This window comes from Neisseria sp. P0020.S003 (genome assembly GCF_051957095.1).
Taxonomy (GTDB): domain Bacteria; phylum Pseudomonadota; class Gammaproteobacteria; order Burkholderiales; family Neisseriaceae; genus Neisseria; species Neisseria subflava.
The window spans coordinates 1-18,170 of the sequence record NZ_JBQCWU010000006.1; the positions used below are offsets into that span (position 1 = coordinate 1).

The 18,170-nt window shown below is 47.2% G+C and carries 22 protein-coding genes; 8 read left to right on the top strand and 14 right to left on the bottom strand.

What is annotated here, in order from left to right; all coding sequences use genetic code 11:
- On the bottom strand, positions 1-175 hold a 175-nt coding region (locus ACTHTQ_RS05040; protein WP_308112322.1), incomplete at its 3' end, for a helix-turn-helix domain-containing protein.
- Between the two features lie 158 nt (positions 176-333).
- Between ACTHTQ_RS05040 and ACTHTQ_RS05045 the strand changes: the two genes are divergently transcribed.
- Both ACTHTQ_RS05045 and ACTHTQ_RS05050 read left to right on the top strand, forming a co-directional pair.
- A complete protein-coding gene (locus ACTHTQ_RS05045; protein WP_440363287.1) occupies positions 334-987 on the top strand; it encodes a DUF1287 domain-containing protein in 654 nt (217 codons plus the stop codon).
- A gap of 523 nt (positions 988-1,510) precedes the next feature.
- On the top strand, positions 1,511-1,819 hold the full coding sequence (locus ACTHTQ_RS05050) for a phosphatase PAP2 family protein (protein WP_440363346.1): 309 nt from the start codon (positions 1,511-1,513) through the stop codon (positions 1,817-1,819).
- Positions 1,820-1,938: 119 nt separating this feature from the next.
- Here the strand turns inward: ACTHTQ_RS05050 and ACTHTQ_RS05055 are convergent, their stop codons facing one another.
- The 5 genes from ACTHTQ_RS05055 to lon all read right to left on the bottom strand — a co-directional run bounded on the left by ACTHTQ_RS05055 (position 1,939) and on the right by lon (position 7,490).
- Positions 1,939-2,067, bottom strand: coding sequence for a FeoB-associated Cys-rich membrane protein (locus ACTHTQ_RS05055; protein WP_003683546.1), 129 nt, complete (start codon positions 2,065-2,067; stop codon positions 1,939-1,941).
- The gene (gene feoB, locus ACTHTQ_RS05060; protein WP_440363347.1) at positions 2,064-3,932 is read right to left on the bottom strand and encodes a ferrous iron transporter B; all 1,869 of its coding nucleotides are present in this window, start codon (positions 3,930-3,932) and stop codon (positions 2,064-2,066) included. Before feoB ends, ACTHTQ_RS05055 begins: the two co-directional genes overlap by 4 nt.
- A 27-nt stretch (positions 3,933-3,959) precedes the next feature.
- A complete protein-coding gene (locus ACTHTQ_RS05065; protein WP_049349822.1) occupies positions 3,960-4,229 on the bottom strand; it encodes a FeoA family protein in 270 nt (89 codons plus the stop codon).
- 346 nt (positions 4,230-4,575) lie between these two features.
- On the bottom strand, positions 4,576-4,845 hold the full coding sequence (locus ACTHTQ_RS05070) for an HU family DNA-binding protein (RefSeq protein WP_003683413.1): 270 nt from the start codon (positions 4,843-4,845) through the stop codon (positions 4,576-4,578).
- A 185-nt stretch (positions 4,846-5,030) separates the two neighbouring features.
- Positions 5,031-7,490 (bottom strand): endopeptidase La, encoded by a 2,460-nt coding sequence (gene lon / locus ACTHTQ_RS05075; RefSeq protein WP_440363288.1) that lies wholly within the window; start codon positions 7,488-7,490, stop codon positions 5,031-5,033.
- A gap of 213 nt (positions 7,491-7,703) precedes the next feature.
- On the opposite strand from lon, the gene ACTHTQ_RS05080 reads away from it, so the two are divergent.
- The 3 genes from ACTHTQ_RS05080 to lipA all read left to right on the top strand — a co-directional run bounded on the left by ACTHTQ_RS05080 (position 7,704) and on the right by lipA (position 9,694).
- On the top strand, positions 7,704-7,979 hold the full coding sequence (locus tag ACTHTQ_RS05080; RefSeq protein WP_250600624.1) for an HP0495 family protein: 276 nt from the start codon (positions 7,704-7,706) through the stop codon (positions 7,977-7,979).
- Entirely contained in the window at positions 7,979-8,581 is a 603-nt protein-coding gene (gene lipB / locus ACTHTQ_RS05085) for a lipoyl(octanoyl) transferase LipB (RefSeq protein WP_049352317.1), read from the top strand. Before ACTHTQ_RS05080 ends, lipB begins: the two co-directional genes overlap by 1 nt.
- A gap of 129 nt (positions 8,582-8,710) precedes the next feature.
- Positions 8,711-9,694, top strand: a complete 984-nt coding sequence (lipA, locus tag ACTHTQ_RS05090; RefSeq protein ID WP_003683323.1) for a lipoyl synthase — start codon at positions 8,711-8,713, stop codon at positions 9,692-9,694.
- Positions 9,695-9,897: 203 nt separating this feature from the next.
- Here the strand turns inward: lipA and hemB are convergent, their stop codons facing one another.
- The 5 genes from hemB to ACTHTQ_RS05115 all read right to left on the bottom strand — a co-directional run bounded on the left by hemB (position 9,898) and on the right by ACTHTQ_RS05115 (position 13,767).
- Complete coding sequence (gene hemB, locus ACTHTQ_RS05095) at positions 9,898-10,899, bottom strand: porphobilinogen synthase (protein WP_440363289.1); 1,002 nt, start codon at positions 10,897-10,899, stop codon at positions 9,898-9,900.
- A gap of 32 nt (positions 10,900-10,931) precedes the next feature.
- Positions 10,932-11,642: a DUF6973 domain-containing protein gene (locus ACTHTQ_RS05100; RefSeq protein ID WP_049329594.1), complete on the bottom strand. Its 711-nt coding sequence runs from the start codon at positions 11,640-11,642 to the stop codon at positions 10,932-10,934.
- Between the two features lie 160 nt (positions 11,643-11,802).
- Complete coding sequence (locus ACTHTQ_RS05105; protein ID WP_440363290.1) at positions 11,803-12,675, bottom strand: EamA/RhaT family transporter; 873 nt, start codon at positions 12,673-12,675, stop codon at positions 11,803-11,805.
- Positions 12,676-12,678: 3 nt separating this feature from the next.
- Positions 12,679-13,266, bottom strand: coding sequence for a DnaJ domain-containing protein (locus ACTHTQ_RS05110; RefSeq protein WP_440363291.1), 588 nt, complete (start codon positions 13,264-13,266; stop codon positions 12,679-12,681).
- 15 nt (positions 13,267-13,281) lie between these two features.
- A complete protein-coding gene (locus ACTHTQ_RS05115) occupies positions 13,282-13,767 on the bottom strand; it encodes an aminoacyl-tRNA deacylase (protein WP_049323178.1) in 486 nt (161 codons plus the stop codon).
- A gap of 99 nt (positions 13,768-13,866) precedes the next feature.
- On the opposite strand from ACTHTQ_RS05115, the gene ACTHTQ_RS05120 reads away from it, so the two are divergent.
- The 3 genes from ACTHTQ_RS05120 (at position 13,867) to ACTHTQ_RS05130 (ending at position 15,956) form a co-directional block, all read left to right on the top strand.
- A complete protein-coding gene (locus tag ACTHTQ_RS05120) occupies positions 13,867-14,220 on the top strand; it encodes a RidA family protein (RefSeq protein ID WP_003683286.1) in 354 nt (117 codons plus the stop codon).
- Positions 14,221-14,348: 128 nt separating this feature from the next.
- Positions 14,349-15,308, top strand: coding sequence for a tRNA 2-thiocytidine(32) synthetase TtcA (gene ttcA / locus ACTHTQ_RS05125; RefSeq protein ID WP_003683461.1), 960 nt, complete (start codon positions 14,349-14,351; stop codon positions 15,306-15,308).
- A gap of 159 nt (positions 15,309-15,467) precedes the next feature.
- A complete protein-coding gene (locus ACTHTQ_RS05130) occupies positions 15,468-15,956 on the top strand; it encodes a DUF456 domain-containing protein (protein ID WP_036472395.1) in 489 nt (162 codons plus the stop codon).
- Between the two features lie 61 nt (positions 15,957-16,017).
- Here the strand turns inward: ACTHTQ_RS05130 and ACTHTQ_RS05135 are convergent, their stop codons facing one another.
- From ACTHTQ_RS05135 to ACTHTQ_RS05145, 3 genes are all read right to left on the bottom strand, one after another.
- Positions 16,018-16,677, bottom strand: coding sequence for a UPF0149 family protein (locus ACTHTQ_RS05135; RefSeq protein ID WP_440363292.1), 660 nt, complete (start codon positions 16,675-16,677; stop codon positions 16,018-16,020).
- Positions 16,678-16,720: 43 nt separating this feature from the next.
- Positions 16,721-17,503, bottom strand: coding sequence for a TrmH family RNA methyltransferase (locus tag ACTHTQ_RS05140; RefSeq protein WP_036472392.1), 783 nt, complete (start codon positions 17,501-17,503; stop codon positions 16,721-16,723).
- A 118-nt stretch (positions 17,504-17,621) separates the two neighbouring features.
- A complete protein-coding gene (locus ACTHTQ_RS05145) occupies positions 17,622-18,170 on the bottom strand; it encodes a sigma-E factor negative regulatory protein (RefSeq protein WP_440363293.1) in 549 nt (182 codons plus the stop codon).

An 18,170-nucleotide genomic window follows, 5' to 3' on the forward strand; every position in this document is an offset into this window, starting at 1 on the left:
TGGTTTGGGGTTTGAGCAGTCTGCCCCTTGCGGCTTTAAGTGCGCGGTAAATGGTGACGCGGCTGACTTGGTAGCGGCGTGCCAGGGAGGTGACGCTTTCCTTCCCCTGCGTGTAGGCCAGCCAAATGGCTTGGCGGTGGTGAGGGGTGAGACGGGTGTTTTTGTGCATGTTCATATTTCAGTATTCTCCTGGAAATACTGTAAACAACGCTACTAGTTTCTACATATTATTTACCCATACATACTTGCTAAAGACCATTTTTCCATTATGCATTGCCAACCCACCCAAAAATTTGATAATAATGCAAACAACATCTAAGCCGTGTATATATCATGAAACACAAAACAGCCTTTAAGCCCATAGTTATCAGTATTGTGCTTTCTATCCTTCTGATTACAACAGCTGTATTTTTTGCCCGTCATCACAACTCTATCCCAAGTATTAATACCGATTTCCTACAACAGGAGATTACCGAACCCGAAGAACCATCTCCGCAAATTGTCCAATCTGCACGAAATCAAATTGGTAAAACCCTTCGTTACGACCCGGCTTACACGAAGCTCACTTATCCGATGGGCGATGTACCGATGGAAAAAGGCGTTTGCACAGACGTGGTCATCCGTGCATTGCGTGAGCAAAATATAGATTTGCAAGAGCTTGTTCATCAGGACATGAGCCGCAACTTTTCCGTCTATCCTAAACGCTGGGGTTTGAAACAACCTGATACCAATATCGACCACCGCCGTGTCCCTAACCTAATGACTTATTTCACGCGTCAAGGCTGGGCCGTTCAAGATACAAACTATCAAGCTGGCGATATTGTAACTTGGGAACTAAAAGGAAACCGTCCCCATATCGGCATTGTCTCCGATCGAAAAATCGGCGATAGGCCACTGATTATCCATAATATCGGTTCGGAAACCCGTGAAGACGACGTCCTCTACCGCTACACCATCACCGGACATTTCAGGCTTCCCGTTCAATAAATCATGAGACTACTGAAAGATTCACTTCAATATCATACCCAATCTGTAATTTTGCGCTTTTTTTTACAATCCACCTTTCGAGGCCGTCTGAAACCATAGATGAGATAACCATCCGACAAAATATTAGAGACAGTGCGACATATTCCATATCACTGATATATATGATAGTGTGATGAACTTTTACGATTTTAATTATATTGGAATCATGGATGGAGAAAATCGGTAAGTGGATAAGCTATCGAAACTAAAGATTAAATATACAATTTTTATATCAATATTTTTTATCGTTTTTTAAAAGGGAGCTGAATTTTATACATATACAGTCGATAATGTGCCTTCATATTTTATAGACTGGGAAAGGAATATTCCTTTCTTGCCCATATTTATGTTGCCTTATATGACGTCACCGTTTTTCTTCTTGGTCACTATATTTTTGGAAAAGAACGAAAGCAGTCTGAAATTACTGATAAAAAGAGCAACCTTTTTAATCGGAGTTTCTACTGCTCTATTTGTAATATTTCCTATGAAATTTTATTGTCCCAAGCCTGAAGTCGATAACCAAATTTTAAAATCCTTCTTTTATATTTTGGGAAAATTGGACAGTAGTTTTAATCAATGCCCGTCATTACATGTGAGTTTCGCTTTTCTTTCGACTGAGGTTTATTGTAGAGAATTCAAATCCAAATTCTTAAAATCATTTTTTGGTATATGGGGATTTTTACTCGCCATTTCAGTCTTATTTGTCTATCAACACCATTTGATTGATTTCGTAGGAGGAACATTGATATTTTTAATCACTTGTATCCTTTTCCCAAGAAAAAAGACAGTTTAAGCATTTTGTCACATAATCTTAGAAAGCCCTGCAACAATGATTGACCCATAGTTTAAACATACAAAAAGGCCGTCTGAAACCATTTCAGACGGCCCTTTTACTTTTACCTAACCCTCTATTTAACCGCAACCGCCGCATTTGCCGCAGCCGCTGCTGCAGTCACGTTTTTTAGGTTTGAATACGAATTTTCGCAAGAGGAAGAATACGCAGGCGAGCATAATCAAGCCGACGATAATATATTGAGTCATGACGATAGTATCCTTGAAGAAATTTGGTAAACCACGAATGCGGCAAAATAAGCCATCAGGAACAAATAGCCTGTAATCATAAGCATATTTTTCGTGGATTTGGTTTCGCGTTTAATTACGGTCAAAGTCGCGGCACACATCGGAGCATATACATACCAAGCCAAGAAAGCAAAGGCAGTCGGCAATCCCCAGTTGTTGTGTACGATAGGAATCAGTGCGTTTTGTACCGCATCTTCAGACGACGCGCTGACGGCGTAAACGGTACCCAAAGCGGCGACAACTACTTCGCGCGCGGCAATACCCGGAATCATGGCGATACACATTTCCCAAGTAAAGCCCAAAGGTGCAAACAACGGCTGAATAGCATGACCAAGCGTACCTGCCAAGCTGTAATCGATGGCTGCACCGGTTGCGCCTTCAGGCGGTTGCGGCCAGCTTACCAAGCCCCACAGAACCACGGCCAACGCAAAAATGATGGTACCCGCGCGTTTCAGGAAGGCTTTTACCCTATCCCACAGACTAGTCATGATGTGTTTAAAGTTAGGCGTACGGAAAGTCGGCAATTCCATCAAGAGTGGGAATTGTTGCACGTTGCCTTTCATTCGCGCCAAGCGTTTCATGATATATGCCGCCAATGCAGCCGACAGGATGCCTGCGATATAAAGAATAAACAGTGTCAGGCCTTGCAGGTTGAAAATACCGCCCACTGTACGGTCAGGAATGACGGCGGCGATAATCAGCGCATACACCGGCAAACGTGCGGAACAAGTCAGCAACGGCGCAACCGCAATGGTAACAAGGCGTTCGCGCGGGTCGTTAATGGTTCGCGCCGACATCACGGCAGGAACGGCACAGGCAAAGCTGGACAAAAGGGGAATAAACGAACGGCCGGACAAACCGCTTTTCGCCATGATGTTATCCAACAGGAAGGCTGCACGCGGCAGATAGCCCGAGTCTTCCAAAAGCAGGATAAAGGCAAACAAAATCGTAATCTGAGGCAGGAACACCAACACGCTGCCCAAACCGGCAATGACGCCGTTGACGAGCAAGTCGTTGAGGATGCCCGGCTCCATGTTGGCGCCTATCCATTCGCCCAGCGCAGCAAAGCCGCCTTCGATGGCATCCATAATCGGCGCCGCCCAAGTGTAAACCGCTTGGAACACCATAAACAGGATCACCAGCAGCATAATCATGCCCCAGACGGGGTGCAGCACGATGTCGTCGAGTTTTTTGTGCCATGCGGGCAGCGTCATCTGGGTGCGTACCACTTGTGCCAAAATCGATTCGACTTCTTGATAAAGTTTGTCGCTATCCAGCGCATCGAGCGTGCGTTCGGCAGAGGCGGGGTTTGCGGGGAAAGAGCGTTTGCGCGGCAGCTTCGCCACGGCTTCGCGTACAGCCTGTACGCCCGACGCGCTCACTGCAACTGTTTCCAAAACAGGTGCATCCAACAACTCGCTCAGTTTGGCCGCGTCGATATTCAAGCCCCTTTTGCGGGCCACGTCGCTCAAATTCAGCGACACCACCATAGGCAGTCCCAGCGTTTTCAGTTCCAAAATCATGCGCAGGGTCATACGCAGGTTGGTCGCGTCGGCAACGGCAATAATGGCATCGGGCGGAATGCCCATCTTGCCTACCATTACATCTTTCGCCACCGCTTCGTCGGGGCTGGTCGTGCGTAGGCTGTATGTGCCCGGCAGGTCGATAATGCGGACGGCCTCGTCGTCGAGGAAGGCGCCCTCGCGCTTATCGACAGTTACGCCCGGATAATTGGCAACCTTGGCATGTGCGCCGGTCAAACCGTTGAACAAAACGGTTTTGCCGCAGTTTGGCGCGCCAATCAAGGCAAAATAGCTTAGTTCCATCATTTTTCCTTATTCTTTCAGACGGCCTTAAACGGCCTCAACGATACGACACATAATCTTCCCGGCCTCTTCCAAACGCAGGGAAAATTGGGATTGATTGCCCAAGCGTACTGCAAACGGTCCTCTTCCAAAACCGCCCACGGCAATCACTTGCAACGGCATTCCGCTGGAAAAACCCAAATCCGAAAGACGACGGGTTACCAAGGTATCCAAATCACCAAAAACAGGGTTGGGAGCAATGGAATCAATATGTACGACTGCGCCTTTTTTAAGGCTTGATAAAGGAATGGTAGACATAAGCCTCTCTTTTCATTTGTTTTAAAATCAGATTATTGAAAAAATGTGAGAAGTATGACGAGTGCGTGGCACATTTGAAAGATTGGTTATGAATGGCTATTTGCCCCTTCTTTCGATAAGTGCGGTTTGTTTTGAATACTGTGTTTCCGTTAATGATAAGGTATATCAATATAAAAATCAAATGTAACAAGATAAACTAAAAAGGCTGAAATCCTTTTATCATTAGGATTTCAGCCTTTTTATGCACTCAACAAACTAAAGGCCGTCTGAAAGGTTTCAGACGGCCTTCAAAATAAAAAACCGAATCAAATCGGTTTTTTATTCCCATTCAGGGAAAGACTCTAAATTACAGAGCGTCTTTCAATGCTTTACCGGCACGGAATTTAGGAGTTTTAGCAGCAGCAATAGTCAAAGGCTCGCCAGTTTTAGGGTTGCGGCCTTGACGTTCGGCGCGTTCGCCGACGTAGAAAGTACCGAAACCGACCAGAGTAACAGTGTCGCCGTTTTTCAACGCGTTGGTTACGGCATTAGTAGTAGCATCCAAAGCTTTTTGCGCAGCAGATTTGGAAATGCCGGCTTCTTGAGCAATTGCTTCGATCAATTCAGACTTGTTCACAATTAGTCCCTTCCTATCGTAAAAAATGATGAAATGCCCGAATACTCGGGGCTTAAGCACTTTTAAAGCACATATGCACTTTATAGCAATTCTCAAATTATCATGTCAAGTAAAAGATGTGGAATTGCCCTATTTTTGTGGCATTCAGGGCAAAACCACATTTTTTGCAACATCAGACGGCCAACTTAATGCTTGGTTGCTTTTGTCCTTGACTTCGCCTTAGAAGTTTGCGGGGTCTCGGCAACCGTCAATTCAGCTGCCCATTGCTCAGGCTGAGTTTCCAAGCCCAAAGCCAACACTTCATCAATCCATTTGACCGGATGAATGGTCAGACCGGTTTTGACATTTTCAGGGATTTCTTCCAAATCTTTGACGTTGTCTTTTGGAATCAATACATGCTTGATCCCGCCGCGCAAAGCAGCCAGCAGTTTTTCTTTCAAACCGCCGATAGGCAAAACTTCGCCACGCAAAGTGATTTCGCCAGTCATCGCCACGTCCGCACGCACCGGAATTTTGGTAAAGGCAGAAACCATCGCCAAAGTCATGGCGATACCTGCGCTCGGACCATCTTTTGGCGTCGCACCTTCAGGTACATGAACGTGAATGTCTTTCTTCTCGTAAAAATCAGGAGCCAGACCCACGGCTTCAGCACGGGAGCGGACAACCGACCATGCGGCAGATACCGATTCTTTCATGACATCGCCCAGTTGGCCGGTACATTGAATCGTACCTTTGCCCGGCAAGGCAACCGCCTCAACAGTCAACAACTCGCCACCGACTTCAGTCCAAGCCAGACCGGTTACCTGACCGATGCGGTTTTCACTTTCGGCTACACCATAGTCGAAACGGCGCACGCCCAAATAGTCATGCAGATTTTTCTCAGTAACTTTAATCGCTTTAGGCTTGGCCTTGCTTACTGTTTTGGATTTGGACGCTTTTTTCTTGTCCTCATTCAAGGTAACCTGCATTACCACTTTGCGGCAGATTTTGGCAATTTCGCGATCCAACGAGCGGACACCGGCCTCGCGAGTGTAGTAACGGATAATATCGCGCACTGCACTCTCATCAACCACCAACTCACCCTCTTTCACACCATTGCGCTTCATTTGTTTCGGCACAAGGTATTGCATGGCAATATTGATTTTTTCGTCTTCCGTATAACCGGACAGACGGATGATTTCCATACGGTCAAGCAGCGGAGTCGGGATATTCAAGCTGTTTGAAGTGGCAATAAACATCACATCGCTCAAATCATAATCGACTTCGGCATAGTGGTCGGCAAACTTGTTGTTTTGCTCAGGATCCAGCACCTCAAGCAATGCACTGGCCGGATCGCCGCGGAAATCGCTACCCATCTTGTCGATTTCATCAAGCAGGAATAATGGATTTTTCACACCTGCTTTCACCATGTTTTGCAGGATTTTGCCCGGCATAGAGCCGATATAAGTACGGCGGTGGCCGCGGATTTCGCTTTCATCACGCACGCCGCCCAAGGCCATACGCACATATTGGCGGCCTGTGGCTTTGGCAATCGATTCACCCAAGGAAGTTTTACCCACCCCCGGAGGACCAACCAAACACAAAATCGGGCCTTTGAGCTTGTCCATACGTTTTTGAACAGCCAAATATTCCAAAATGCGCTCTTTGACTTTTTCCAAACCATAGTGGTCGGCATTCAAAATCAAATCAGCTTTGGCAATATCTTTGCTGACACGGGATTTTTTCTTCCACGGCAACTCAAGCAAAGTATCAATATAGTTGCGCACGACGGTAGATTCCGCAGACATCGGCGGCATCATTTTCAGTTTTTTCAATTCAGACAGACATTTTTCTTCAGCCTCTTTGCTCATGCCTGCTTCTTTGATTTTGTTTTCCAGCGCATCCAGCTCGCCGCGCTCGTCTTCTTCGCCCAACTCTTTCTGAATCGCTTTCACTTGCTCATTCAAGTAATACTCGCGTTGGGATTTTTCCATTTGACGTTTCACACGGCCACGGATACGTTTCTCGACCTGCATGATGTCGAGTTCGGCTTCCAACTGCGCCAGCAGAAATTCCAAACGGTCAACAATGCCGGCAGTCTCCAATACATATTGACGCTGCTCCAATTTCAGCTGCAAATGCGCGGCAATGGTATCTGCAAGGCGGCTGTTGTCATCAATACTGCTGATGGTGCTGATGACTTCGGCAGGGATTTTTTTGTTCAACTTCGCATATTGCTCAAATTGAGTCAGCAGAGTACGGCGCAAGGCCTCAATTTCAGGATTGTCCTTGTCGCTATTCTCATCAATCGCCTCAACATGAGACAAAAACAATCCGCCTGTTTCATCAACCGTCAACGCACGCGCACGACGAATGCCTTCTACCAATACTTTAACCGTACCGTCAGGCAGCTTCAAAACCTGCAAAACTTGGGCGACTGTACCGGTTTGGTGCAAGTCTTCAGCTTTAGGATCTTCTGTATTAGGGTCAAGCTGGGCCAACAGGAAAACCGGATCATCATTGGCCATTGCCGCCTCAAGGGCCGCAATCGATTTAGGACGACCGACGAACAGCGGCAATACCATATGCGGATACACCACGACATCGCGTAAAGGCAAGGTAGCCAGCGCACTGTATTCCTCGAAATATTTGTCTTTTGTCGGCATAGTTAGAAATCTCAATCATTGTTAAATCAGAATGTAGCTCAAAATTGGGCTGAAGCGCTGCATTTCAAGACTTGAAAACAGCTTATCCGCACCTATTTTCGAAAACATCATTTTTAATAGCCCGATATGGACGTTTACGATAAAATATATCGGATTTCGGGCCGTCTGAAAACTTCTCAGACGGCCCAAGCAAACCAAACAAGGCAGTAAACCATGACAGACTCAACTGAAAAAAAATCACTGATTGAATTCCCCTGCACTTTCCCCTTGAAAGTTATGGGCGTAGTTCATCCCGAATTTGAATCCGCCATCTTGGAAACCGTGCGCAAACACGCTCCCGATACCGAGCCGCACCACATCACTACGCGCCCAAGCAGCAAAGGCAACTACACCGGCGCAACCGTCAAAGTAAATGTCGACAACCAAGAACAGCTCGACAATATCTACCGCGACCTGACTGCACACGAATTGGTAAAAGTGGTGCTGTAATGAAAATCGTGCACAAAGGCTTGGTCGATTACCTGCCGACTTTCGAAGCCATGAAGGCATTTAATGCCTCGCGTGACGAAAATACCGAAGACGAATTATGGGTGGTTGAACATCCGCCCGTATTTACCCAAGGCTTGGCCGGCAAGCCCGAACACCTCCTCATCCGCGACGATATTCCCGTTGTCCAAATCGACAGAGGCGGTCAAATTACCTATCACGGCCCCGGCCAACTGGTCGTCTATACGATGATCAATTTCAAACGCCGTAAAACCAGTGTCCGCCACATCGTTTCCGCACTTGAAAACAGCATCATCGCCACCTTGGCAGAATATGGCATCGAAGCAGCTGCCGATCCCAAACGCCCCGGCGTTTATGTCGGAGAGCGTAAAATCGCTTCCCTTGGCCTGCGTATCAAAGACGGATCCGTTTACCACGGTTTGGCGCTTAATGTGAACATGGATTTAAGTCCGTTTACCCATATCAACCCCTGCGGTTATGCCGGTATGGAAATGACCCAAATTGCCGACTATGTCTCTCCGGCACCTAGTTTGGCAGAAGTTTCAGACAAACTGACCAAGCATTTACAAAAAGAGCTGGCATAAGGCCGTCTGAAAATATTCGCCCCCAACGCCATCTTTTAACTGCCCCTCTGAACCCACAAGCCCTTAGGTCATAAAGACTACGATAAGCTTTTCAGACGGCCTTTATAACGACAGAAAGAACACATCACCATGAGTGAAGAAGTAAAAAACGATCCCAAACGCGGCATCAAACTGAAAGGCGCAGACAAAACTGCACGCATTCCGATTAAAGTTGTTCCATTGGAACAAAAATTGAAAAAGCCCGAATGGATCCGCGCCAAATTACCGGGCAAGAAATTCTTTGAAATCAAAAACATTCTTCGCGAACAAAAAATGCATACCGTGTGCGAAGAAGCATCTTGTCCAAATATCAGCGAATGCTTTACCAAGGGTACGGCCACATTCATGATCATGGGCGATATTTGTACCCGCCGCTGCCCGTTCTGCGACGTTGGCCATGGCCGCCCCAACATGTTGGATCCTGACGAGCCTAAACACTTGGCCGAATCCGTCAAATCCATGAACCTGCGCTATGTCGTGATCACTTCCGTCGACCGTGACGACCTGCGTGATGGTGGCGCACAACATTTCGCCGACTGCATTAAAGCCATCCGCGAAACCAGTCCGAATACCAAAATCGAAATCCTCGTTCCCGATTTCCGCGGCCGTCTAGACATTGCACTGGAAATTTTGGCAGAAACGCCGCCTGACGTCATGAACCACAACCTGGAAACCCATCCAAGCCTGTATAAAAAAGCCCGTCCGGGTGCCAACTACCAACACTCCCTCGAGCTTCTGCGTCGCTATAAAGAAATGATGCCCCATATTCCGACCAAATCCGGCATCATGGTCGGCTTGGGCGAAACAGACGAGGACGTGCGCGAAATCATGCGCGATATGCGTGCCAACAATATCGAGATGATTACCATCGGCCAATATCTGCAACCTTCAGACGGCCACCTGCCCGTCTTGCGCTATGTAACGCCTGACCAATTCAAAGTTTTTGAAAAAGAAGCATACGAATTGGGCTTTACCAATGCCGCCATCGGCGCAATGGTTCGCTCCAGCTACCACGCAGACGAGCAAGCAGCCGAAGCTTTGCGTGAAACCCACGGCGGTTGCAGCCATCACTAAGGTTTAAATTATATAAGGCCGTCTGAAAAAACAGTTCCCTGATTTTTCAGACGGCCTTTATTTGGTCAAAATGACTATACAAGATTTTTTAGATTTAAAAAAATAAACCTTAGTCGGGCTCTATTGAGTCAATTTTAAGTAATACAAAAAAGCGGCAAAACAGGATAAACACTGTTTGCCGCTTTTTGATTTATTTCTTTATTTTACTTCTTCAACAATTTTGCCGCTTCAATCGCATAATAAGTCAAAATGCCATCGGCGCCGGCGCGTTTGAATGCCAACAGGCTTTCCAAAATGGTTTTTTCGCCATCAAGCCAACCGTTTTGAATGGCTGCCTGAAGCATGGCATATTCGCCGGAAACTTGGTAGGCATAAGTCGGTACGCCAAACTCATCTTTAACTCGGCGGACGACATCCAGATACGGTAGACCCGGTTTTACCATTACCATGTCTGCGCCCTCTTGAATATCCAATGCTACTTCGTGCAAGGCTTCGTTAGTGTTTGCAGGATCCATTTGGTAGGTTTTCTTGTCTGCCTTGCCCAAATTTCCGGAGCTGCCGACGGCGTCGCGGAACGGGCCGTAGAATGCTGAAGCATATTTTGCCGAATACGCCATGATGCGCGTATGGATATGTCCGGCATCTTCCAAAGCTTCGCGGATGGCAAGAATACGTCCGTCCATCATATCTGATGGGGCAATGACTTGTGCGCCCGCATCTGCATGACACAAAGCCTGTTTTACCAAAACTTCAATGGTTTCATCGTTGAGGACATAGCCATTTTCATCGGTTAAACCGTCTTGGCCGTGAATGGTATAAGGGTCCAAGGCAACGTCGGTCATGATACCCAACTCTGGGAATTTCTCGCGCAGAGTTCGTACTACTGTCGGCACCAAGCCTTCAGGGTTATAAGCTTCCTCCGCAAGCTCGGTTTTGTTTTGTGTTACCACGGGAAACAAAGCCAGCATAGGAATGCCGAGATTCAGCGCTTCTTCAGCGGTAAACAACAATTTGTCCAAACTTTGGCGTTTGACACCCGGCATGGATGGGACTGCCTCTTCCTGATTCTGGCCTTCCAATACAAAAACCGGATAGATCAAATCATCTGCCGTCAAAGTATGCTCGCGCATCAGGCGACGTGAAAAATCGTCTTTACGCATACGGCGCATACGGGTGTTTGAGACATAACGCGGAGGGAAATTCATAATAATTGCCTTTAAATGATGAAGTCTTAAAATCAGTCTTCGACTTGACGCATGGCCTTAACCGAACGCTTGATTTCGTTGAGTGTATCGGTTTTATAACCGCTACGTTCCTGTTCGGTCATGCCGTTTTGATCCAATTTGGCGATATTTTTCAATGCCTCGGCATACTGGCCGTCTGAAAGTTTTTCCTGTTTGATGTGCCAACGGTTTTTCACTTCGGAAGCCGTCCACAAGCCTACTTTGTTGTAGTAGAACAAAATGCTTGCCGCCAAAGTTTTCATATCACTGTCAGGCTTGGCACTGCCGATACTGCGGCCGATACGGTTATTGCGCTGATCGACCGCTTGGTCGGCAAGGTAACGGCTGAAGTAGTCGTCTTTACCTTCTCGCAACTCCATATCCGTCAAACGCGCATTCCCTGCTTTTTCTGCAATAATGCTGTCGAATTTGGAAGCAATCGCCGCCTGCCACAATGCTTGACGTACAGCATTGACTTGCGTCCCCCTGCTGTCGCCGTTTGCTTTATCGTCCAGACCTGAACGCTCGGCAAAACGTGCCGCATTGCTGGTCATATTGATTAAACCTTCGTCTTCCATGCCGATAACTTGGGCGGCTACGGGATGGTTCAGCGCGAATTGAGCCATTTTGCTGCGGCGGCTTTGATCTTCCTGATAAGATTGACAACCGGACAATACCAGCATGCCGAGAACGGCGCATTGAATGTGTTTTTGAATATGTTTCATGATGTAACTATCGATATTATTGTGTGAGTTCAACTTCTTTGTTTAACATAGAAACGCCCGTAAGCGCAAATTAATTTCCATACGGACAAATCGGCGCATGAATGGCTATTTTATAATAAAAATAAGGCCGTCTGAAAACTTTCAGACGGCATAAGTATTTTTAACCTACCAAGCTGCGAATCTGAGGCCAGTAAAACAGGCAGGCTATCGAGCAAATAGCAATGCTGATACCGGCTGCATTAATGCTGCTGATTTTTTCCTTAAATATTGCCGCACCAATCAGCGTACCCAAAACAATCACGCCAATATTCATACCGGCAAATACCAAAGTCGGATTATCTTTCATGATTTGGTGTGCCGAGATGTAGGTAACAATATTCAAAAAGTTCAGGCAGCCTAAAATCATACCGCCCACTATGCCCTCTTTGGTCCATTTGCTTCCTTTGGCAAACAGGTAGCCAAACATCAAGATACCGGCCAAACAAAACGCCACCAGCAAATTACCGGCAAACGCGGTACCGCTTTTGGCCACTTGTTTGAACAAAATATCAACGATGCCATAGCCGCACCAAACGCCTAAAAGCAGCATCACTTGCGTGCTGAAGCCGCCGGATTTCTTGCCGCCATCGCTTTTCCAAAGCAAGAAAAACAGTGCCGTAAATGCCAATACCAAACCAATCAGACGGCCTTCGGTCAACTGCTCATGAAACAGCGTAAACGAAGCAACAATGGGTAAAAACAGCGAGAGGCGTTGCGCCGCATCTGATTTGACGATACCTGCCGCATCTACGGATTTACCCATAATGACAAATACGGTTGGCAGCAAAATGCCCAAGGCCGCAAAAAGCCACCACGTCGGTAAAAATACCTGCGGATTGCTCAAATCAGGCTTTAACACCAGCATGGTCAAAGTGACGGCAACGATGTAGTTCACCGCCACCGCCTGCTCGATATTGATTTTTTGTTTGCGTGCCACCTTCAGTAATACGGAAACCAACACGCTGCAAACAATACTTGCCAATAAATATGCCATGCTTTAAAACCATCCTTGAGTGGAGACGGGCTTATCTTCATTCAGTTTAATCAGTCCGATGACTACACGGTAAATAAACCAAATGGCAGTTACCAACAAAATCAGCCAACCAATTAAGATCAGTGTAGTAAAAGTGCCCAAAACCGTACCTACTAAAGACACCCAAAATGTCTTAATCAAATAATCGATATGGCTGGCGTAAATACTGCCTTGAGCCTCATCGCGTTTAACATACGCCATGATCACACCGACAACGGGGGTAAACAAAATCAATAAGCCCACAGCATATGTCACATAAGCGATAAAAACATAGTTTTTCACGTCAGAGCTGGGTGCATTGACCACATTTGTCTCCATATCAGTGAAGTTGTTGGTATTGGTTTCCTGACGCTCGTACTGCATAGCCGCATCATAAGCCAGACGTTTTTCCGGATGAGACAATACTTCAAACGCCTGTCCGATGGCTTTAAACCGCTCCGCATCTTTCTGAATATCCGGATTGGCCACCAATTTGCCGTAAGCCTCGCGGATAACGTTAATATCCGCATCCTGAGACACCCCCAAGATTTCGTATAAATTTACTTGTTCCATCTGTATTTCCCTCCTTTACGCGTCCACTGCAACATGAACATCTTGCGGATTGAGCGTCCGCAGGTTTTCAGGCTTCATGCCCACGATAAACCCTCGTTTGCCGCCATTGATAAAAATCTCGTCTAAAGCCCAAATACTTTCTTCCACATAAACCGGCAACGCGGTTTTCATACCGAATGGCGACGTACCGCCGACTAAATAGCCTGTCCATTTCGCCGCCTGATCCGCCGTTGCCGGCTCGATGTGTTTCAAGCCCAGTTCACGCGCCAGATTGCGGGTGGAAATATGTTTGTCGCCGTGCATCAAAACAACCAAGCCTTTTTTATGCTCATCCTGCAAGACAATCGTTTTGATGACTTGATGCTCGGGCTTGCCCGCACATTCGGCAAAACGCGCCGTACCGCCGTGTTCTTCATATGCGTAAACATAAGGGACAAAATCGATTTTCTTACTGCGTAAAAAGCGTACTGCCTGCGTAACCGGATATTCTGCTTTACTCATGGGTTGTTTCCCGCCATCCTTTTCAGACGGCCTCTCTTAAATGTGGAACGTAAACAGTCGCAATGTTACCATACCTTCTTTTTGAAATCAGGAGACAACATGGATATCCGCTATCTTGGTGCAAGCAAACGCTATTCGGAAGCCGTCGTAGCCAACGGCTTGGTTTTCCTCTCCGGCATGGTTCCCGAAAATCCTGAAGCCGATGCCAAAGCGCAAACTGAAAATGTTTTGGCGCAAATCGATTCATGGCTCGCACAATGCCAATCCGACAAAGCCCATATTTTAGAAGCCACCATCTATCTGCCCGATATGAACGACTACGCCGCTATGAACGAAGCCTGGGATGCATGGACAGCTCCTGAACGCGCTCCGGCCCGCGCCTGCGTGGAGGCGAAACTGGCTTCGCCCGACTGGAAGGTTGAAATCAAAATTACCGCCCTTCAAATCAAATAAAGCACAAATATCAGGCCGTCTGAAAACGCCGCTTCAATCAAGCACTCGCAGTTTTTCAGACGGCCTTTATTCTTTTGCGGTACAATACCGCCCTTAAATTTTTCTATTATTTCAAAGCACAAACAGCCATGTCCAAAAAAACCAAGCAAGAATTAGAAAACAACAAACTCAGCAAACGCCTGCGCCACGCCGTCGGTGATGCCATTAACGATTTCAATATGATCGAGCCGGGCGACAAAATCATGGTCTGCCTCTCAGGCGGCAAAGACAGCTACGCCCTTTTAGACATTCTGCGCCAGCTTCAAGCCAGCGCGCCGATTGATTTTGAACTGGTCGCCGTCAATCTCGACCAAAAACAGCCGGGCTTCCCTGAAGAAGTGCTGCCGACCTATCTCGAAAGCATAGGCGTGCCGTACAAAATCGTTGAAGAAGACACCTACTCCACCGTCAAGCGTGTATTGGAAGAAGGTAAAACGACTTGTTCGCTGTGCAGCCGTTTGCGCCGCGGTATTCTCTATCGCACTGCAAAAGAATTGGGCTGCACCAAAATCGCATTGGGGCACCACCGCGACGACATCCTTGCTACTATGTTCCTGAATATGTTTTACGGCGGCAAACTCAAAGCCATGCCGCCCAAGCTGGTGAGCGACAACGGCGAACACATCGTCATCCGCCCGCTGGCGTATGTGAAAGAAAAAGATTTGATCAAATACGCCGAACTGAAGCAATTCCCGATTATCCCGTGCAACCTTTGCGGCTCGCAGCCCAACCTGCAACGCCAAGTCATCGGTGATATGTTGCGCGACTGGGACAAACGCTTCCCCGGCCGTATCGAGTCTATGTTCTCCGCTCTACAAAACGTCGTTCCATCGCATTTGGCCGATACCGAACTTTTCGACTTTGTCGGCTTGGAACGCGGTCAAAGCCTGAAACACGGCGGCGACTTGGCGTTTGACAGCGAAAAAATGCCGGAACGTTTCTCCGACGGCAGCGAAGAAGACGAAAGCGAAATTAAAATCGAACCGCAAAAAACCGAACGCAAAGTCATCAATATTTTGGCAAACAAACCCAAAACCTGCGGTATGTAACCGCGTTTAGACATTCAGACGGCCTTTCGGTAGCTATTGACTGAAAGGCCGTCTGAATATTTAGGCATATTTTCATTTTCTTGCATAAACCTTTATCGCAATCCGGCAAAACGCCCTCATAATACCGCCATTATCCACCCCTCTATCAAAAGGAAAACCATGACCACCATTCTGATTATCCTCGGTTTAATCGCCATTGTTGTCGGCATTTTAGGCACTATTTACCCTGCCTTGCCCGGACTGGGTTTGATGTTTGGCGGCGCATGGCTGTTGGGTTATGCCGGCGATTATCAAGTGTTTGGCTCGGGTACGCTGACCTTTTTGGCCATTGTTGCCGTATTCGGTACTGCAATGGATTATGTGGCGGGTGCATTGGGTGCAAAATATACCGGCGCAAGTAAAACCGCGGTTTGGGGTGCATTTATCGGCGGCATCGTCGGCGCATTCTTCTCTATTCCCGGCTTGTTGCTCGGCCCGTTGACCGGCGCGGCCATCGGCGAATTTATTGCACGCAAAGACACTTGGCAGGCAGGCAAAGTCGGTATCGGTACGTTTATCGGCTTCATTATCGGTACCGTAGCCAAAATCGGCTGCGCATTGACCATCGCACTGACCATCCTGTTTGTTTGGTTAGCCTCATTCTTCTAAATAAAAAATATTAAAGGCCGTCTGAATTTCAAGTATTCAGACGGCCTTTTTATTTCATTGATTATTTGCCGCAGCAAGCTTTGTACTTTTTACCGCTGCCACACGGGCAAGGATCGTTACGCCCCACTTTTTCGCCTTCACGGCGTACGGTTTGCGGCTTATTGATGATGGCCTGCCAGTACCAGTAAATATCCAGCAGGACATGTGGCAAATCAGATTCCAGCTGGGTCAGCTCTTTTTCATTCAGATGCAAGATGACTTCGCCGTTTTCCTCATCATCATAGATACCACCCAAAGCCATAATCGGATAGAACAAATCTTCAAATTCTTCCTGTTCGACTGCTTCAAACCAATCGGTAGGCACAATATCCAGTGCGTAAAGGTAGGCATTACACCAAGTGTAGAAATCCGGATTACCGGCTTCATCTTCATAAAACCACAGATCAGGCAGGATTTTTTCGTTGAGCTTCATGCGCATATCGGCGGCCATTGCCATGACCAAACGTTCGATTTCGGTGCGCTCTTTGGCATCAAACAAAGATTCCTCACCCAAAATCTCTGGCAGCCAGTTGGTCGGATTCAAAGCATCCGGACCGCTCAATAGAGCCATCATAAAACCTTGAACCTCATCACAACGCATGGTGTCATGGGCTTCAGATTTATCATCCAGCAATTCCATCAAGCGGCTGCGTGCCGCTTCATCAAAAGTCAGTATTTGCATTTTTGTTCCTTAAAATAAAATCGTATTATTGTTTTCAGACGGCCTAGGCATGGATACGCTGCCGCATTTGTTCAAACAGACAAACCGTTGCCGCCATCGCGACATTCAAGGATTCGGTTTGCCCCAACATGGGGATTTTGACACAGGCATCAGCCTTCTCTTTTACCGTTTCGCTCACGCCGCTGCCTTCGTTGCCAAACACCCAAGCACAAGATTGACTGAGGTCCATCTCATACAAACCGATATTGCGACCGCCCAAGGCAGTTGCCCAAATTTGATGCTGATACGTTTCCATCCAAGCGGATAATTCCACTCGATTGAAAATAGACAGCAGAAAATGCGCACCCATCCCCGCTCGCAACACTTTGGGCGACCAGATATCCACGGAATCATTGCCGCACACGATTTGCCTGATTCCGGCTGCCGCCGCGCTGCGCAAAATCGTGCCTGCATTGCCGGGGTCTTGTACCCGCTCCAATACTACGCAATCGCCGTCTGAAGGCAAACCTGCCTGCTGCGGAATATCAATCCAAGTCATCACATCATCGGCATCGGTCAGACTGGTGATTTTAGACAGTGCTTCGTTACCGACCCAAGTAATCAATCCCTCGTCCAACTGCGCCGTAATTTCTTGAATTTCAAGATGTTGCTGTTTCTTTTCAGGCAAGTAAACCTGTTTGGGCGTACCGCCGCTTTGCAAATAAGTTTGCAGCAGATGTACGCCTTCCAATACGGTTTCACCGCTTTCACGCCTTGCTTTGGCCTGCGTCAGCAAACGGAATAAATGTTTGAGCTGTTCGTTTTGAGCAGAGGTAATCAGTTTCATGGAGCGCATTATAACTGTTTTAACTTCCTTGAAGCTATGCTTTCAGACGGCCTGATGGTTTTACTTAGAAAATAAAAAACCCTTACAATGAAGCAAGGGTTTTACATGATTTCATTTTTTACTGCACAACTGTCTGCTGCTCATTTTGCTGCTCGGTACGGACAGTCGGACGGTTTTCAATTTTGCCGTCTTTTGCCGCATTTGGCACAACAGTTTCGCCAGGCTCGGAAGCTGCTTTATCACTAGGCGTACCGCTTACCGGAATAATATTTTGGGCTGGCTGAACATTAGACTTCTCTGCAACCGGCATAGCGTCACGAGAAGTTTGCGGTGTAAATTGCCATACTGCAACAGCAATCGCACACACGCTGGCAGCGTCCGCAAAGAATTTGAAGAAGCCGCTATTGGCCGCTTCACGCTGAGCATATTTTTCCTGTTTGCCTTCAGCCTCGGTTTGAGGCACTGTAAATGCTTTGCTTTGCATGGTTTCACCGATAACACTCGCTGCCGCACCCTGACGGATACAGTCGCCGATAATGTGGTACTCATGCCAAGCGCGCAAGGCCTCCTCGTCTGCCAATACGGCATCCAGCATCTCATCAGTCAATGCTTCACCGTCCATCAATGCAGACACATACTCCAATGCTTTATTTGTTTTGTCATTCAT

Coding starts and splice junctions, on each gene's coding strand:
- ttcA (WP_003683461.1), top strand. CDS start 14,349: ATGTCCAAAAAAACCAAGCAAGAATTAGAAAACAACAAACTCAGCAAA.
- lon (WP_440363288.1), bottom strand. CDS start 7,490: ATGCCGACAAAAGACAAATATTTCGAGGAATACAGTGCGCTGGCTACC.
- ACTHTQ_RS05130 (WP_036472395.1), top strand. CDS start 15,468: ATGACCACCATTCTGATTATCCTCGGTTTAATCGCCATTGTTGTCGGC.
- ACTHTQ_RS05050 (WP_440363346.1), top strand. CDS start 1,511: ATGAAATTTTATTGTCCCAAGCCTGAAGTCGATAACCAAATTTTAAAA.
- ACTHTQ_RS05055 (WP_003683546.1), bottom strand. CDS start 2,067: ATGACTCAATATATTATCGTCGGCTTGATTATGCTCGCCTGCGTATTC.
- ACTHTQ_RS05100 (WP_049329594.1), bottom strand. CDS start 11,642: ATGAAACATATTCAAAAACACATTCAATGCGCCGTTCTCGGCATGCTG.
- feoB (WP_440363347.1), bottom strand. CDS start 3,932: ATGGAACTAAGCTATTTTGCCTTGATTGGCGCGCCAAACTGCGGCAAA.
- ACTHTQ_RS05115 (WP_049323178.1), bottom strand. CDS start 13,767: ATGAGTAAAGCAGAATATCCGGTTACGCAGGCAGTACGCTTTTTACGC.
- ACTHTQ_RS05145 (WP_440363293.1), bottom strand. CDS start 18,170: ATGAATGACAAAACAAATAAAGCATTGGAGTATGTGTCTGCATTGATG.
- ACTHTQ_RS05120 (WP_003683286.1), top strand. CDS start 13,867: ATGGATATCCGCTATCTTGGTGCAAGCAAACGCTATTCGGAAGCCGTC.
- ACTHTQ_RS05065 (WP_049349822.1), bottom strand. CDS start 4,229: ATGTCTACCATTCCTTTATCAAGCCTTAAAAAAGGCGCAGTCGTACAT.
- ACTHTQ_RS05110 (WP_440363291.1), bottom strand. CDS start 13,266: ATGGAACAAGTAAATTTATACGAAATCTTGGGGGTGTCTCAGGATGCG.
- ACTHTQ_RS05135 (WP_440363292.1), bottom strand. CDS start 16,677: ATGCAAATACTGACTTTTGATGAAGCGGCACGCAGCCGCTTGATGGAA.
- lipA (WP_003683323.1), top strand. CDS start 8,711: ATGAGTGAAGAAGTAAAAAACGATCCCAAACGCGGCATCAAACTGAAA.
- ACTHTQ_RS05140 (WP_036472392.1), bottom strand. CDS start 17,503: ATGAAACTGATTACCTCTGCTCAAAACGAACAGCTCAAACATTTATTC.
- ACTHTQ_RS05080 (WP_250600624.1), top strand. CDS start 7,704: ATGACAGACTCAACTGAAAAAAAATCACTGATTGAATTCCCCTGCACT.
- ACTHTQ_RS05105 (WP_440363290.1), bottom strand. CDS start 12,675: ATGGCATATTTATTGGCAAGTATTGTTTGCAGCGTGTTGGTTTCCGTA.
- ACTHTQ_RS05045 (WP_440363287.1), top strand. CDS start 334: ATGAAACACAAAACAGCCTTTAAGCCCATAGTTATCAGTATTGTGCTT.
- lipB (WP_049352317.1), top strand. CDS start 7,979: ATGAAAATCGTGCACAAAGGCTTGGTCGATTACCTGCCGACTTTCGAA.
- hemB (WP_440363289.1), bottom strand. CDS start 10,899: ATGAATTTCCCTCCGCGTTATGTCTCAAACACCCGTATGCGCCGTATG.